The 16,240-nt window shown below is 72.1% G+C and carries 14 protein-coding genes; all 14 read right to left on the bottom strand.

The genetic code is table 11. From position 1 onward, the window contains the following. Positions 1-573 (bottom strand): DivIVA domain-containing protein (locus N864_RS11430; protein WP_034716689.1); only part of this gene is annotated, 573 nt, incomplete at its 3' end. A gap of 127 nt (positions 574-700) precedes the next feature. Then, positions 701-985, bottom strand: coding sequence for a YggT family protein (locus N864_RS11425; RefSeq protein ID WP_034716687.1), 285 nt, complete (start codon positions 983-985; stop codon positions 701-703). A 42-nt stretch (positions 986-1,027) separates the two neighbouring features. After that, positions 1,028-1,522, bottom strand: a complete 495-nt coding sequence (locus N864_RS11420; RefSeq protein ID WP_034716685.1) for a cell division protein SepF — start codon at positions 1,520-1,522, stop codon at positions 1,028-1,030. 110 nt (positions 1,523-1,632) lie between these two features. Beyond that, the gene (gene pgeF / locus N864_RS11415) at positions 1,633-2,400 is read right to left on the bottom strand and encodes a peptidoglycan editing factor PgeF (protein ID WP_034716683.1); all 768 of its coding nucleotides are present in this window, start codon (positions 2,398-2,400) and stop codon (positions 1,633-1,635) included. Positions 2,401-2,479: 79 nt separating this feature from the next. Then, positions 2,480-3,817: a cell division protein FtsZ gene (ftsZ, locus tag N864_RS11410; RefSeq protein ID WP_034716681.1), complete on the bottom strand. Its 1,338-nt coding sequence runs from the start codon at positions 3,815-3,817 to the stop codon at positions 2,480-2,482. A 329-nt stretch (positions 3,818-4,146) separates the two neighbouring features. Next, positions 4,147-4,911 carry a cell division protein FtsQ/DivIB gene (locus N864_RS11405; RefSeq protein WP_155892907.1) on the bottom strand — a complete coding sequence of 255 codons (765 nt, stop codon included), beginning with the start codon at positions 4,909-4,911 and terminating at the stop codon, positions 4,147-4,149. Next, positions 4,908-6,365, bottom strand: coding sequence for a UDP-N-acetylmuramate--L-alanine ligase (gene murC / locus N864_RS11400; RefSeq protein ID WP_051518478.1), 1,458 nt, complete (start codon positions 6,363-6,365; stop codon positions 4,908-4,910). The genes N864_RS11405 and murC overlap by 4 nt, the downstream gene beginning before the upstream one ends. After that, a complete protein-coding gene (gene murG / locus N864_RS11395) occupies positions 6,362-7,459 on the bottom strand; it encodes an undecaprenyldiphospho-muramoylpentapeptide beta-N-acetylglucosaminyltransferase (protein ID WP_034716679.1) in 1,098 nt (365 codons plus the stop codon). Before murG ends, murC begins: the two co-directional genes overlap by 4 nt. Positions 7,460-7,465: 6 nt before the next feature. After that, positions 7,466-8,779: a putative lipid II flippase FtsW gene (ftsW, locus tag N864_RS11390; RefSeq protein ID WP_034716677.1), complete on the bottom strand. Its 1,314-nt coding sequence runs from the start codon at positions 8,777-8,779 to the stop codon at positions 7,466-7,468. Beyond that, positions 8,776-10,260, bottom strand: coding sequence for a UDP-N-acetylmuramoyl-L-alanine--D-glutamate ligase (murD, locus tag N864_RS11385; protein WP_034716675.1), 1,485 nt, complete (start codon positions 10,258-10,260; stop codon positions 8,776-8,778). The genes ftsW and murD overlap by 4 nt, the downstream gene beginning before the upstream one ends. Next, positions 10,257-11,339 (bottom strand): phospho-N-acetylmuramoyl-pentapeptide-transferase, encoded by a 1,083-nt coding sequence (gene mraY / locus N864_RS11380; RefSeq protein WP_034716673.1) that lies wholly within the window; start codon positions 11,337-11,339, stop codon positions 10,257-10,259. Before mraY ends, murD begins: the two co-directional genes overlap by 4 nt. Further along, a complete protein-coding gene (locus N864_RS11375) occupies positions 11,336-12,754 on the bottom strand; it encodes a UDP-N-acetylmuramoyl-tripeptide--D-alanyl-D-alanine ligase (protein WP_081793729.1) in 1,419 nt (472 codons plus the stop codon). The genes mraY and N864_RS11375 overlap by 4 nt, the downstream gene beginning before the upstream one ends. Beyond that, positions 12,751-14,337 (bottom strand): UDP-N-acetylmuramoyl-L-alanyl-D-glutamate--2,6-diaminopimelate ligase, encoded by a 1,587-nt coding sequence (locus N864_RS11370; protein ID WP_051518480.1) that lies wholly within the window; start codon positions 14,335-14,337, stop codon positions 12,751-12,753. The genes N864_RS11375 and N864_RS11370 overlap by 4 nt, the downstream gene beginning before the upstream one ends. Positions 14,338-14,348: 11 nt before the next feature. Beyond that, a partial coding sequence (locus tag N864_RS11365; protein ID WP_205620925.1) for a peptidoglycan D,D-transpeptidase FtsI family protein occupies positions 14,349-16,240 on the bottom strand: 1,892 nt, incomplete at its 5' end.

The raw sequence follows: 16,240 nt of genomic DNA, 5'->3' as shown, positions 1-16,240 counted from the left end.
CTGCGCAGCGCGGGCCTGCTCGGCGCGGGTCTCCGCAGCCCGGGCCGCCTCCTCGGCGGAGCGGGCCTGCTCCTGCGCCTTGGTCAGCCGCGCCTGGGCCTGCGCGACCTCGTTGTTGAGGCCGTTGAGCTTGGCCTGGGCGTCGTTGAGCGCCGTGTTGTCGACGGCGGCCTTGGCGGCCTCCTCGGCCCGCTGGGCCTCGGCCCTCGCGCGCTCGATGCGCTCCTTGGCGGCGCGCTCGGCGCTCTCGGCGTCGCTGCGCGCCTTGGCCGCCCGCTCGGAGGCGGCCTTGAACGCACGCTCGGCGTCCTGGATCTTGGCCTGGAGCCCGCCCAGCTTGGTCTCGTCGCCGGCCCGCGCGACGGGCGCGGCCTCGGGGCGGACCGCGGTCTGGTTCTTGCTCGCCCGGCAGTCGTTGAGCTGCTTGAGGTAGTCGTCGCGCTGCTCGATCAGCGACCGCATCTCGGCAACGACCTCATCGAGGAAGTCGTCGACGTCGCGCTCCTCGTAGCCCCGGCGGAACTGCGTGGTCTGGAAGTGCTTGTTCAGCACCTGCTCCGGTGTAAGCGCCATCTCTCACCTCTTGGCAGACGTAGTGGATTCACGAACTGGCTCGGGCAGCCAGGCATTCCCGCTCATGATGCCATCCCGCGAGGGTGCAGGGGCAAATATCCCAAGTGCCACATTCGTCCCACCTGCATCAGAAGAAGCTCGGCAGGTTGAGGGCGACCGAGGTGAGGAGCATGAGCACGAGGAAGGACAGGTCCAGTCTGATCCCGCCGAGGTTCGGCGACGGGATGATCTTGCGCAGCGCCTTCAGCGGCGGGTCCGTGACCGTGTAGATCGCCTCGGCAACGACGAGGAGGGGGCCCTTGGGCTGCCAGGAGCGGGACAGGACCTGCACCCAGTCGATGACGAAGCGCCCGATGAGGGCGATGAAGAAGGTGAAGACGACCACCCCGTAGATCGTCCAGAACACGTCCATGCCGCAAGTCTGACGGATGCAGGCCGTCTGGACGCAATCGGGTCAGCTCTGGTTGAAGAATCCGCGGGTCGAGGAGGCGGGCGCCTCGGGCTCGTCGGCCGACACCTCGACATGAGCCGGTGAGAGAAGGAACACCTTGGAGGTGACGCGCTCGATGGAGCCGTGCAGGCCGAAGACGAGGCCGGCGGCGAAGTCGACGAGGCGCTTGGCGTCTGCATCGTCCATCTCCGAGAGGTTCATGATGACCGGGACCTGGTCGCGGAACCACTCACCGATGTTCTTGGCCTCGTTGTAGGTGCGGGGGTGGATCGTCGTGATCCGGTTGAGCCGGCCCACCTCGGCCTCGCGGACGACGGCGGCCACGGCGCGCTTGGTCGGCAGCGGCGTCACCGCCGCGGTGTGGCCGGTCTCCTCGGCGGGCTCGTCGTCGTAGCGGTCCTGCTCGTCGTACCCGTCGTAGTCGTCATAGCGGTCCTGACGGGCGTCCTCCTCGGCGAGTCCGAGGTAGACCATCGTCTTGCGCAGTGCGCCTGCCATGCCAGCTCCTACATCGCGGGTTGCCTTCCCGCCCGACGGTACAGAAGTGACGCCTGTGAGGTGCGGATATCGCCCCGCGACACGCAGGAGCCCCCGAGGCCGTATGCCGCTCAGCCGGCTCGCGTCGCCCCCGACGTCCCAGCGCGGCGCAGGATCACGCCCGCGAACCGGCCGGTCCGCCCGTCGCGCCGGTAGGAGTAGAGGTCGTCGTCCTCCCGCGTGCACCCGGCCACCCACTCGACCTCGACGTCGTCGCGGGCGAGCTGCTCGACGACCCCGGTTGCCACGTCGATGGCCGGTGTCCCGGTCCACGAGCGGGCCAGCGCGCTCGGTGCGACGGTCGCCGCCGCCTGCGCCATCGCGGCCGGCACCTCGTAGCAGCGGCCGCACACGGACGGCCCGACCACGGCGGAGAGCCGCCCCGCGCCGAGGTGCCGCATCCGCTCGACGACGAGCGGCACGATCCCGGCGGTCATCCCGGGCCGGCCGGCATGGACGGCAGCGACGAGCCCAGCCGTCTGGTCGTGCAGCAGGACCGGCACGCAGTCGGCGACGAGGACCGCGAGGGCCAGGTCCGGCACGCTCGTGATGACGGCGTCCGCCTCCGGGACGGAGCCGGACCAGGGCCCGTCGACCTCGGCGACGTCGGTGCCGTGCACCTGCTGCATGAAGAGGAGCCGGTCGCGGGGCACCCCCAGGCTCGTCGCGAGCAGCGTGCGGTTGCCCTCCACCCGGGCGGGGTCGTCGCCGACGTGGCCACCGAGGTTGAGCCCGTCCCACGGCGGTCGGCCCAGCCCGGCGCTGCGGTCTGTGAAGCAGACCTCGACGGACGAGGGCCCCGACCTCGTCGCAGGAACGGTCCGGCGCCAGTGGAACATCCGGCCAACCTACCGGGCAGGGGTCGCGGGAACGACGGACGGGCCCCGCCCGGAGGCAGGGCCCGTCGCGCGTCGTGGCCTACTTGAGGAAGTCGGGGACGTCGAGGTCGTCATTCTCCTCGAAGGCGACCTGGCGCGGCGGGCGCTGGGCCGGCGGCTGCTGGGCCGGTCGGGGCGCCTGCTGGGGCGCCTGGCCGTAGTGGGAGTCACCGTTGGGGGCAGGCTCGGTCTGCTGCGGCGGGTACGGCTGCTGCGCCGGGCGCGCGGCCTGCTGGTGCACCTGCTGGTGCTGGGCCGGCTGCGGCACCTGGGGGTGCTGGGCGGCCACCTGCTGCTGAACGTGCTGCTGCGCCTGCTGCTGGGCCTGCTGCGTATGCTGGGGCGCGGCCGGTCGCTGGGCCTGCGCGGACGCCGGGGCGGGTCGCTGCCCCAGCGTGGCGGCGCGGTCGTCCTCACGCCGGGTCGGACCGCCGGAGTCGAAGCCGGCCGCGATGACCGTGACGCGCACCTCGTCGCCGAGGGCGTCGTCGATGACCGCACCGAAGATGATGTTGGCCTCGGGGTGGGCGGCCTCCTGGACGAGGCGGGCGGCCTCGTTGATCTCGAACAGGCCGAGGTCCGAGCCGCCCTGGACCGACAGGAGCACGCCGTGCGCGCCGTCGATCGAGGCCTCGAGCAGCGGCGAGCTGATGGCGAGCTCGGCCGCCTGGACCGCGCGGTCCTCGCCACGGGCCGAGCCGATGCCCATGAGCGCGGAGCCGGCGCCCTGCATGACCGACTTGACGTCGGCGAAGTCGAGGTTGATCAGTCCGGGCGTGGTGATCAGGTCGGTGATGCCCTGGACACCGGAGAGCAGCACCTGGTCCGCCGACCGGAAGGCGTCCATCATCGACACGTTGCGGTCACTGATGGACAGCAGTCGGTCGTTGGGGATGACGATGAGGGTGTCGACCTCTTCGCGCAGCGAGCCGATGCCGGACTCCGCCTGGTTGGCCCGCCGGCGACCCTCGAAGGTGAACGGGCGGGTCACGACACCGATCGTGAGGGCGCCGAGGCCCTTCGCGATGCGGGCGACCACAGGAGCGCCACCCGTGCCGGTGCCGCCCCCCTCGCCCGCGGTGACGAAGACCATGTCGGCCCCCTTGAGGACCTCCTCGATCTCCTCGGTGTGGTCCTCGGCGGCCTTGCGGCCGACCTCCGGGTCGGCGCCGGCGCCGAGACCACGGGTCAGCTCACGGCCGACGTCGAGCTTGACGTCGGCGTCACTCATGAGCAGTGCCTGCGCGTCGGTGTTGATGGCGATGAACTCGACACCCTTGAGACCGACCTCGATCATCCGGTTGATGGCGTTGACGCCACCCCCGCCGATGCCGACGACCTTGATCACGGCCAAGTAGTTCTGCGGTGCTGCTGCCACGAGAGTGGGCCTTCCTGATGGTGAAGCATCGTGCGGATCGAGGATCGAGGGGTACTCTAAACCTTCCGTGGAAGGTTACGGTTTGGTCACGGACCACCGTGTCGCCCCGACGCTATGCGGTGCGGCGGGCCCGATCAACCTCGCCTTCGGCGTGTCGCAGAGGCGGTTCGCCGGCAACCCGTGCGAGTGTCCCACCAGCCCCTCTGGTCACACCCTCCAGCCCCGACGGGAGACCTGCAGGGCAGGTCTGGAGTCGGGCATGAGGACACGCGGCTGCCCGGCGCCCGCCGAGGCTGCCGCGGCCGCCCGCCGCGTCGGCGGCAGTCGCCTTACCGGGTGACCGGGGCCTCCGGGACGCTGACGTCGATCCGGGTGCCGGGCTCCTTCAGCAGCAGCGTCACCAATCGCGCCTTCGTCTCCTCCTGGCCGGCCGCACCCCAGACGATGGTGCGCTGACCGGCCTTCTCGGTGACGGTGAAGCTGACCTGGTCGGCGGCGTTCACGGACATGTCCGCGACGTGGGAGCGCAGCGAGGCGGGCAGCGCGTGCAGGGCGGCGAGGGCGGCCCGCAGACCGTCGGGGGTGACGTCGCTCGACCCGGCCGCCACGACCGGGACTCCCTTCGGAGCGGTCGCCACGGTGCGGAACCGGACGCCGCCCTGGTCCACAAGTTCAAGTTGACCCTTAGGGTTGCGCAGCGCGAGTGCCGGCTTGCGGGGGGTGAGGGCGATGACGACGGAGTGCGGCAGGCTGCGGCTCACGCGGATGTCCGTCCAGGCGCGACCACCCTCCAGGCGCGCCGCGACGGCGTCGGTGTCGACCCGCATGAGCGGGCCGCCGAGCGGCACCTTCGCCACCTGCTGGACGGCCCGGACGTCATCCGCGGGAACGCCCTCCACCCGGACCGTCGTGGCCGTCAGCAGCGGACTCATCCAGCCCAGCCAGATCAGGCCCCCGGCCACGGTGAGGGTGACCACCAGGGCGGCGGCGAGCAGCAGCGGTCGGCGTCGGGCGCGGGCAGCGCGGGCCTCGAAGCGCTGCCGGGCCGACGTCACCCCGGTCCCCATCGACGTGCGCCGGGCGCGCCACCTCATCGGCGTGCCTCCCCCAGCAGGCAGAGCAGCTCGGGGCCGATCATCGTCACGTCCCCGGCCCCGATGGTCAGCACGAGGTCTCCGGGGCGGACCAGGTCGGCGACGCGCGCGGCAACGGCCGACCACGATGGGACGTAGTGCACCTCCGCGCCCGCGGCCCTGGCGGCATCGGCGACGAGCTCACCCGTCACACCCGGGAGGGGGTCCTCGCGCGCGGCATAGACGTCCATGACCACCACCACGGGCGCCTGGGCGAGACCCGCCCCGAGCGCGTCCGCGAAGTCTCGGGTGCGGCTGTAGAGGTGCGGCTGGAAGACCGCGACGACGCGCCCGGTGTCGCCCACGAGCCCGACGGCCGTCTCCACGACGGCACGGACCTTCCCCGCGTTGTGGGCGTAGTCGTCGATGACCGTGACGCCCCCGGCGCTCCCCTTCGGCTCGAACCGACGACGTGTGCCCGTGAAGGAGGCGAGGCCGGCGAGCACGGCGTCGGCGTCCTGGCCCAGCCCGTCGACGGCGGCGATGAAGGCGGCTGCGGCGTTCAGGGCGTTGTGCCGCCCGGGGATGGCCAGCCGCAGGGAGTGTGCTCGACCGTCCCGGCTGAGCCGGACGCTCGAGAGCAGGCCCTCCGCCCGATGGTCCTCGAGCCGGAGGTCGGCGTCGTCGGAGAAGCCATAGGTGACGACGCGGGTCCCAGCAGCCCGGGCGGCCTCGGCGAGCCGGCGTGCCCCGTCGTCGTCCGCGCACGTGACGAGGAGCCCACCGGGCTCGATGGTGCGGGCGAACTCGAGGTAGGCCGCCTCGACAACCGTGAAGGTGTCGTAGAAGTCGAGGTGGTCGGGCTGAACGTTGGTGACGACCGCCACGTGGGGCCGGTAGACGAGGAACGACCCGTCGCTCTCGTCGGCCTCGACGACGAACGTGTCCCCTGCACCGCTGTGGGCGTTGGTGCCGTGCTTGGCCAGCTCGCCCCCGACCGCGAAGGACGGGTCGAGGCCGCACTCCTGGAGGGCGACCGTCAGCAGCGAGGTCGTCGTCGTCTTGCCGTTGGCGCCGGCCACGGCGACCCGACGCTGCCCGTGCATCAACGAGGCGAGCCCCTGCGCGCGGTGCAGGACGGGCAGCCCCCGCTCACGCGCTGCCACGAGCTCGACGTTGTCGTCGCGGATCGACGACGACATGACGATCGCGTCGGCGCCCTGCTGGTGCGCGGCCTCGAAGCCCACCCACACCTGGGCCCCCTCGGCACGGAGCGCCCCGAGGACGGGCACGTCCTTGGCGTCGCTGCCGCTCACCGTGATGCCGCGCGCCAGCATGATCCGGGCCACGCCGGACATCCCGGCTCCCCCGATCGCGAGGAAATGCACGGTGCCGAGGTCCTCGGCGCGGGGAATGGGCGACCGGAAGTCGAACCGGGCTCGGGCGAACGGGTCGTCCGTCGTGGGGGTCGTCACGGCCGGCTCCCGCTGGCCCGGTCGACCAGGTCGGCCAGCCGCTCGTCGGCGGCCGGCTCACCGAGCGCGGCGGCCACGCGCGCCATCCGGGCGACGCGGTCGCCGTCCGTCGCGAGCGGGACGAGCTGACCCTCGATCCACTCGGCGGTGAAGTCGGCGTCGCGCACGAGCAGCCCGCCGCCGGCCGCCACCACCTCGGCGGCGTTGAGCCGCTGCTCGCCGTTGCCGATGGGCAGCGGGACGTAGACGGCGGGCAGCCCGACCGTGGTCAGCTCGGCCACGGTGTTCGCCCCCGAGCGCGCGACCACGAGGTCGGCGGCGCTGTAGGCGAGCTCCATCCGGTCGGCGTAGGGCACCGTCACGTAGGGCGCCCCGACCATCGGGACGTCCGGCTCGAACTCCTTGCCGGCGCCGGTGATGTGCAGCACCTGGATGCCGGACTGACTGAGGGTCGAGGCACGGGCCCGGAACGCGTCGTTGAGGCGCTGTGCGCCGAGCGAACCACCGGTGACGAGGATGGTCGGCCACTGGCTCTCGAGCCCGAAGTGCTCGAGGGCTTCGGCACGCAGGGCCGCCCGGTCGAGGGTCGCGATCTCGCGGCGCAGCGGCATCCCGACGCGGGTCGCGTGCGGCAGCGCCGTCGCGGCGAAGGTCGTGGCGACGTACGGCGTCCACCGCGCACCGAGCCGGTTGGCCAGGCCCGGGCGGGCGTTCTGCTCGTGGATGACGATCGGCACCCGGCGCCGCCGGGCCGCGAGGTAGGCGGGCGTGCTGACGTAGCCGCCGAACCCCACGACGACCTCGGCGCCCGTCTCGTCGATGGCGCGGCCGGCCGCCGTGACGGCGTCACGGAGCCGGAGCGGCAGACGAAGCAGGTCGGGGCTCGGGCGCCGCGGCAACGGCACCTTGGGCACGAAGCGCAGCTCGAACCCGCGTGCGGGCACCAGCCGGGCCTCCAGACCGCTCTGCGTGCCGAGGCCGGTGACCTGGATGCGGGGGTGGCGCCGACGCAGCGCGTCGGCGAGGGCGAGCAGCGGGGACACGTGACCGGCGCTGCCGCCTCCGGCGAGCAGGACGGAGGTGGGCGAGGACACGACGGATCACCGGTTTCTGCGACGGGGGGAACGGGAGGGCAGCACGGCGAGGGAACGCTTGAGCATCCCGGGGCGTGCCGCGAGCAGCGCCCGGCAGCCGGGCTCGTTGCGGGCGAAGCACAGCAGGATGCCGAGCGCGAGCATCGTCGTGACGAGGGAGGACCCGCCGGCGCTGACGAGCGGCAGCGGCACGCCGATCACGGGCAGCAGCCCGATGACGGCGCCGATGTTGATGATCGCCTGGGCGAGCAGCCACGCCATGATGCCGGCGGTCGCGATGCGGACGAACCGGTCGCGGGTGCGCACCATGAGCCGGTAGCAGCCCCAGGCGATGACGGCGAAGAGGAAGAGGATCACGAGCGTGCCGGGCAGGCCCAGCTCCTCGCCGATGATGGCGAAGATGAAGTCGTTGTGCGCCTCGGCGAGCCAGTCCCACTTCTCCTTGGAGGCGCCGAGGCCGACGCCCCACCAGCCGCCATCGGCGAGGGCGTACATGCCGTGCACCGACTGGCCGCACCACCCGTCAGGGTCGGCCTGGCAGGCCGGCGAGAGGAAGTTGGCGATCCGGGCCATCCGGTTGTCGCTCGTCTGCACCAGGTAGGCGACGCCGAGCGCGCCGACCGTGCCGGCGAGCAGGAAGAAGCGGCCCCGCACACCGGACACGGCGAGCACCGCCCCCACGATGGCGAACATGACGAGCGCGGTGCCGAGGTCGTGCCCACCGAGGACCAGCGCGATGATGATGGCCGCGACGGGGATGAGGTAGGGCAGGATCGCGTGCCGGATGAGCCCGACGAGGCGGCCCTTGTTGGCGAAGACCATCGCCCCGACGAGGACGAGCGCCAGCTTGCCGAGCTCGGCGGGCTGGATCTGGATCGGCCCGAGCCGCAACCAGTTCCGGTTGCCGCCCACCTCGACGCCGAGCGACGGGACGAAGACGAGCCCCAGCAGCACGACCGAGCCGAGGAAGACCGGCAGGGACAGGCGTTTCCACCAGGCGAGCGGCAAGCGGCTGGCTCCCGCCGCGACCGCCGCGCCGATCACGGCGAACAGCGCTTGGCGGGCGAAGACGGAGTAGGACGCTTGGTCGTTGAGCAGGGAGCTGACGCTCGAGGCGGAGAAGACCATGATCAGCCCGAAGACCACGAGGGTCGTCATGGCGCCCAGGATGAGGTAGTAGGTCGTCAGCGGTGACTCGAGCTTGCCGATGACCGGCAGCGCAGCGAGCCGGGAGGTGTCGCGCTCGTCCGGGGTGGCGGCACCCCTGCCTCGTGGCTTGGTGGTCCCGCGCGAGCCGGCGGAGGTGGTCGTGGACGTCACGCCCCCTCCCCGATGACGTGTCGGCGGACCGCCTCCTCGAACGCGTCGCCGCGGGCCCCGTAGTTGTCGAACATGTCCATCGACGCCGCGGCGGGAGCGAGCAGGACGACGTCGCCGGGCTGGGCGAGGCGCGCGGCATGGGCGACGACGAGGTCCATGGCCCCAGTGTCCGTCGCGGCCACGTCGATGACCGGGACGTCGGGCGCGTGTCGGGCCAGCGCGTCCGCGATCTCGGCCCGGTCCCGGCCGAGCAGGACGACGCCGCGCAGCCTTGAGGCGGCCTCCTGGACGAGGCCGTCGACGTCGGCGCCCTTGAGCAGGCCGCCGGCGATCCACACGACGCTGTCGAAGGATCGGAGCGCGGCGGCCGCCGCGTGGGTGTTGGTCGCCTTCGAGTCGTTGACCCAGCGCACCGGCCCGGGCACGTCGACGGCGGCGATCCGGTGGCGGTCGGGCCGGAAGGCCCGCAGCCCGTCGCGGACCGCGATCGGCCCCACGCCGTAGGCGCGGGCCAGGGCTGCCGCCGCGAGCGCGTTGGCCACGTAGTGCGGCGGCACCGCCTCGAGGTCACCGCGCAGGTCGTCGAGGGTGCACAGCTCGGCGGCCGAGTGCTGGCGCTGCTCGACGAAGGCACGGTCGGCGAGGACGTCGTCGACGATGCCGACCATGGAGGGTGCCGGCACACCGAGGGTGAACCCGACGGCGCGGCACCCCTCGACGACGTCGGCGTCCATGACCAGCTGCTCGGTCTGCAGGTCGGCGACGTTGTAGACGCACGCGATGTGGGTGTTGTCGTAGATGCGGCCCTTGGCCCGCAGGTACTCGGCGTAGGAGCCGTGCCAGTCGAGGTGGTCGGGCGCGACGTTGAGGACCGCGCTCGCCACCGCGGAGACGGAGCGCTGCCAGTGCAGCTGGAAGCTGGACAGCTCGACGGCGATGACATCGAACGGCTCGGGGTGCAGCACCGCCTCGAGGATCGGCGTGCCGACGTTGCCGGCGGCCGTGGCGCGCAGGCCGGCGGCCCGCAGGATCGAGGCGAGCATGCCGACCGTCGTCGTCTTGCCGTTGGTGCCGGTGACGGTCAGCCACGGCGCCGCGCCCTCGCGGGCACGCATCCGCCAGGCCAGCTCGACCTCTCCCCAGACCGGGATGCCGGCGGTCGCTGCAGCGAGCATGAGGGCGTCGTGGGGCGGCACCCCGGGCGAGGTGACGACGAGCTCGGTCCCCTCAGGTGGGGTGTGCACGTGCTCCGGCCCGAGCCGGACGTCCACGCCGAGGATCTCGAGGATGCGCCCACGCTCGGTGATGACGTCGGTGACGTCGCGGGAGACCGCGGTGACGTGTGCTCCCCGTTCGGCGAGGGCGTCGGCCGCCGCGAAGCCGGACACACCGAGCCCGACGACGAGGACGTGCAGGCCGCTCCAGTCGGCATCACGGTGCGTGAGCCCCGGTCGGGGCTCGTAGTTCGGCTCGAGGGTCATCCGGCGCCCACCACCCACTCTGCGTAGAAGATGCCGAGCCCGAGTGCGACGAACAGCCCGGCGACGATCCAGAAGCGGATCACGATCGTGACCTCGGCCCAGCCGACGAGCTCGAAGTGGTGCTGGAGCGGCGCCATCCGGAACACCCGTTTGCCGGTCGTCTTGAACGACACGACCTGGATGATGACCGACATCGTGATGATGATGAACAGGCCACCGAGGATGACGAGCAGCAGCTCGGTGCGGGTCGTGATGGCGAGGCCGGCCAGCGCGCCGCCGAGCGCCAGCGACCCGGTGTCGCCCATGAAGATCTTGGCCGGGGAGGCGTTCCACCAGAGGAAGCCGAAGCAGGCACCCATCCCGGCTGCGGCGACGAGGGCCAGGTCGTGCGAGTCGCGCACCTCGTAGCACTTGATGCCCGGATTGGTCTGGCAGTTCTGGTTGAACGTCCAGAGGCTGATCAGGACGTAGGCACCGAAGACCATCGTCGAGACGCCGGTCGCCAGCCCATCGAGCCCGTCGGTGAGGTTCACGCCGTTGGAGGCGCCGGCGATCATGATGTTGGCCCAGATGATGAAGAGGATGACGCCGAGGATCGTGCCGTAGTAGGCCAGGTTGATGTTGGTGTCGCGCACGAAGGAGATGAACGGCGAGGCCGGCGTGCGGTACTGGGCGTTGGGGAACTGCAGTGCGAGGACCGCGAAGGCCACCCCGACGAGCCCCTGGCCCAGCAGCTTCTGCTTCGAGCGGAGGCCGAGGCTGCGCTGCTTCGAGATCTTGATGTAGTCGTCGAGGAAGCCGACGAGCCCGAGCCCGGCCATGAGGAACAGCACGAGCACCCCACTCGCTGTGAGCGGGGTCAACGTCACGAGGTGCGCGAGGGCGTAGGCGCCGAGCGTCGCGCCGAGAATGACGGCCCCACCCATGGTGGGCGTGCCCCGCTTCGTGTGGTGCGAGGTCGGCCCGTCGTCGCGGATGAACTGCCCGTAGCCCCGCTTGACGAGGAACTTGATGAACAGTGGCGTGCCGAGCAGCGAGAAGAGCAGCGAGAAGGCCGCAGCGAACAGGACACCCTTCACTGCGACACCTCCGCCGCGTCGGCGGCCCCTGGGCTGACGGCCGACCCGGCTGCCCCGGCCGGCCCGGGCGGACCGGCGACGCGCTCACCGAGCCAGCGCAGCCCGCTGTCGCGGCTCGACTTGAAGAGCACGACGTCGCCGGGGGCCAGCTCGACGCGCAGCAGGTCGTAGGCGGCGTCGGTGTCCCGAACCCACTCGGGGGCGCCGACGGGGCGGGCCCCGTCGCCGACGGCCACGAGCCGGTCGATTCCCAGCTGTGCGGCATACCGACCGATCTGGGCGTGTTCGTCGGCGCTCGAGTCGCCGAGCTCGAGCATCTCGCCGACGACGGCCCAGCGGCGTCCGGAGGTCTCCATGGCCGCGAGGGCGTCGAGCGCGGCGCGCATCGACTCGGGGTTCGCGTTGTAGGCGTCGTTGACGACGGTGACGCCGTCGGGGCGGTGGGTGACCTCCATCCGCCACCGGCTCACGGCCCGGGCGGCACCGAGGGCGGCAGCGACGGTGTCGAGCGGCAGGCCGAGCTCCAGGGCGGCGGCAGCGACGGCAAGGGAGTTCGCGACGTGGTGCGGCCCCACGAGGGCGAGCCGCACGGACGCGCGCCCCTGCGGGGCGACGAGGGTGTATGCCGCTCTCCCGGAGTCGTCGAGGACGACGTCCTCCGCGCGCACCTCGGCGCGCTCGGAGGTCCCCACCAGGCAGACGCGCGCGGCGAGGCCCTCGGCCATCGCGGTGACGAGGGGGTCGTCGGCGTTGAGGATGGCCAGGCCGTCGGGTGGCAAGGCCTGGGGCAGCTCCGCCTTGGCCCGGGCGATGTTCTCGCGCGAGCCGAACTCGCCGAGGTGGGCGCTGCCGACGTTGAGCACGATCCCGATCCGCGGCGGCGCGATCTGGGTGAGGTAGCGCAGGTGGCCCATGCCGCGCGCGCCCATCTCGACGACGAGGTGGCGGGTCGCGGCGGTGATACGGCAGACGGTGAGCGGCACGCCGACCTCGCCGTTGAGGGAGTTGACCGGCGCGACCGTCTCCCCAGCGGTCGCCAGGACCGAGGCGAGCAGGTCCTTCGTCGTCGTCTTGCCGGAGGAGCCGGTGATGCCGATGACGGCCAGGTCGGGCGCCGCGTCGACCACGCCGCGTGCCAGTCGGCCGAAGGCGAGCTGGACGTCGTCGACGACGACGCAGGGCAGCCCGCTGACGACGCGGGAGGTGAGTGCGGCGACGGCGCCGCGGCTGGCGGCGTCCGGGACGAACGCGTGCCCGTCGGCGTGCTCGCCGACTCGGGCGACGTAGAGCCCGCCCGGACCGCACTCGCGCGAGTCGGTCACGACGGGTCCGTCGATGACGAGCTCGGCCGCGTGCGCGCCGTGCAGCACGCCACCGGTGAGCTCTGCGACGCGAGTCAGGGACAGCGGGATCATCGGGCGCCTCCGGTCGGCGCCGTCGAGGGCGTCGTGCTCGTGGTGCGGTGGAGTCCGGCCGCGGCGAGGGCCGCTCGCACCGCCTCCCGGTCGTCGAAGGGGTGGACCACTCCCCCGACCTCCTGTCCGGTCTCGTGACCCTTGCCGAGGATGACGACGGTGTCGATGCGACCGCTCTCGCGGGCGGCGCGCACGGCCTCGGCAACGGTGTGGGTGATGGCGTCGGTGCGCGCGCCGCCGTCCCTGACGACGGTCGCGGTGGCGTGGCCGTCCTGTGCGGCGCGCTCGGCCCCGGCGCGGACCGCGTCCCGGATGGACGCCGGGTCCTCGGACCGGGGGTTGTCGTCGGTCACGACGACGACGTCGGCGTGCCGGGCGGCGGCGGCCCCCATGTCGGGGCGCTTGCCGCGGTCGCGGTCGCCCCCCGCCCCGAGCACGGCCACGAGCCGTCCGGAAGTGGAGGGCCGCAGGGCGGCGAGGGCGGCGTCGACGGCGTCGGGGGTGTGGGCGAAGTCGACGATGCAGCGCGGGCCCTCCGCGCTGGTGCTGACGACCTCCATGCGGCCCGGGACCTCGGGTGGTGCGGCGAGGACGCGGTCGACCTCGCCCGGCGTGAGACCCAGCGAGAGCAGCGCCAGCCCGGCGAGGCAGGTGTTGGCGATGTTGAAGGAGCCGGGCAGGTGCGAGACGAGGTGCAGCTCGGTGCCGTCCGCCTCGCAGCGCAGGCGGACGTCGGCGCCGGCTGAGCGGGCGGTCCAGTCGGCCGCCACGCCCGTCGTCGAGAACGTGGCGACCGGGATGTCCGCCTCAGCCGCCAGACGCCGGCCCCATTCGTCGTCGACGCAGACGACGCCGCGCCGTGCCCGGGCCGGGGTGAAGAGTTGGGCCTTGGCGGCGAAGTAGTCCTCCATCGAGCCGTGGAAGTCGAGGTGGTCCTGCGAGAGGTTGGTGAACAGCGCCACGTCGTAGACCACTCCGTCGACCCGGTGCAGGGCCAGCGCGTGGCTGGACACCTCCATGACACAGGCCTCGACGCCGCGCTCGCGCATCGTCGCGAGCAGGGCGTGCAGCTCCGGGGACTCCGGTGTCGTGCGCACGGATGGGATCCGCTCGTCACCGATGCGGGTCTCGACGGTGCCGATGAGGCCGGTGCGCACCCGGTGGGCGCGCAGCGCTGACTCGATGAGGTAGGCCGTCGTCGTCTTGCCGTTGGTGCCCGTTATGCCCACCATGGTCAGCTCGTCGGCGGGGTTTCCGTAGACCGCCGCGGCGACGGCACCGAGGACCTCACGTGGGTGCTCGACGACGAGGACCGGGGCGTCGTTCCCGGTCAGCAGGGCAGCCCCGTCTGGGTCGGTCAGCACCGCGACCGCCCCGGCGCGCACCGCGTCGGACGCGAAGCGGGCACCGTGCACGTTGAAGCCCGGGAGTGCGGCATACAGGTCCCCGGGTCGCACGGCCCGGCTGTCGAGGGTCACGCCGGTCACGCGGACGTCGGCCGGCGGGGTGCGCAGGCCGAGTCTCGTGCTCAGGTCAGCGAGCGGCAGACCCGAGGCCGTGGGGCGGGTGGGGGGTGTGGACACGACATCCAAACCTACAGGCCGTCACGTTTCGCCCGAGCCTCGGACAGGACGTTCGGGTCGGACGTGGACAGCTCGTGCTTGGCCCACACGTGGTAGTCGAGCGTGGACTTCGGGCTCGGCGCGGCGCCGTCCCGCTGGATCAGGTAGGTCATCACCTGGTTGAAGACCGGGCCGGCGAGCGCCCCGCCGAACATGCCGGCGCTCGGCTGGTGCAGGAAGACGCCGACGACGTACTTCGGCGCCTCCGCCGGGGCGTAGCCGATGAACGAGGCGGTGAAGCCGTTGTACCCCTTCTTCTTCTGGTCGAAGAAGTCGGCGGTGCCGGTCTTGCCGGCGACGCGGTAGCCCTTGATCCGGGCTGCCGAGGCGGTCCCGTCCGGGCCGGTGACCTCCTCGATCATCCGGCTCAGCGTCGTCGCGGTCTTCTCGGAGACGACCCGCACCCCCTCCTGGGCCGGGGCCGGCACCAGGGTGCCGGAGTCGTTCATCGTCCCCTCGATGAGGGTCGGCGGCATTCTGACCCCCTTGTTGGCGATGGTCTGGTAGACGCTCGTCATCTGCAGCGCCGTCGCGGAGTAGGCCTGGCCGAACAGGCGGGTGTAGCGGGAGGCGCCGACCCAGGTCTTCGGGTCGGGCACGTTGCCCGCCGACTCGCCGGGGAAGTTGATCGGTGACTTGGCCCCGAGGCCGAACTTGCGGAAGTAGTCGACGAGGACGGCCGGCCCCAGCCGCTCACCGATGAGGATGGTGCCGATGTTGGACGACTTCGCGATGACGCCGGTCGCCGTCATCTGCTCGGTCGGGTGGTTCTCGTTGTCCTTGAACTTCATGCCCGCCCGCGGGAGGCGGTTGGGCACGATGACCCCGGTGTCCGGCGTCACGACGCCCTTTTCGAGCGCTGCGGCGAAGGTCATCAGCTTGCCGGTCGAGCCGGGCTCGAAGGCGTCGTTGAAGGCGCCGTTGACCGTGTGGTCGACATCCATGCGGCTCAGGTCGTTCGGGTCGAACGTCGGGTAGTTGGCGACCGCCCGGACCTTGCCGGTCGCCACCTCGATGACGACGGCCGAACCCTCCTTCGCGCCGACCTCCTGGACCCGCTTGGCCAGGGCGTTCTCGGCATACCACTGCAGGTCGGAGTCGATGGTGAGACGGACGTTGCGGCCGTTCGTCACGGGGGTGTCGACCCGCTCGGACCCGGGGATGATGTAACCGTCACGGGCGCGCTCGTAGATGTTCGTGCCCGGCTTGCCCGACAGGGCCTGGTTGAACTGGTACTCGATGCCGCTCCACGCCACCTGGTCGGAGGGCGAGACGAAACCGATGACCGGCCCGAGGGCCATGCCGAGCGGGTAGACCCGTGAGGCCGTCCGCTCGGCCGCGATGCCCGGCACGCCGAGTGCCTTGACCTCGCGCCAGATCGTCGGCGTCACGTCCTTCTTGATGATGACGTAGCGCGTGTTCGGCTTGGTGAAGCGCGCCTCGAGGTCGCTCGCGTCCATGCCGAGCAGCGGCGCGAGGTCGCTCGCAGCCCGGGGAGCACCGAGCTTCTCCCAGATGTCACCGACCTTGACCTTGTACTCGGCGATCGCGACGGGGTCGGCGACCACGGTGAACCGCTCGACGCTCTCGGCGAGGACGCGGCCGTTGGTGTCGAGGATCTGCCCGCGCATCGCCGGGGTGATCGTCTTGACCGACCGCTTGCTCATGGCGGCCCGCTGGGTCGCCGCGGCGTCGAAGCCCTGGACCCGCAGCAGCTGGAAGCCGAAGACGGCGAAGACCATCAGGATGACGAGCAGCATCACCTTGGCCCGGGGCCGCGGGCTCGCCGCCTCGGGGCGACGTCGACGCCGCGGCCTGCGGGGGCCACCCGGCCCCCCCGACCCACTGCCACGCTGGTGCGCAG

It is taken from the genome of Intrasporangium chromatireducens Q5-1 (assembly GCF_000576575.1).
Classification (GTDB): domain Bacteria; phylum Actinomycetota; class Actinomycetes; order Actinomycetales; family Dermatophilaceae; genus Intrasporangium_A; species Intrasporangium_A chromatireducens.
Note: the sequence above shows the minus strand (reverse complement) of the source record. Positions and strands in the feature narration are given on the sequence as shown.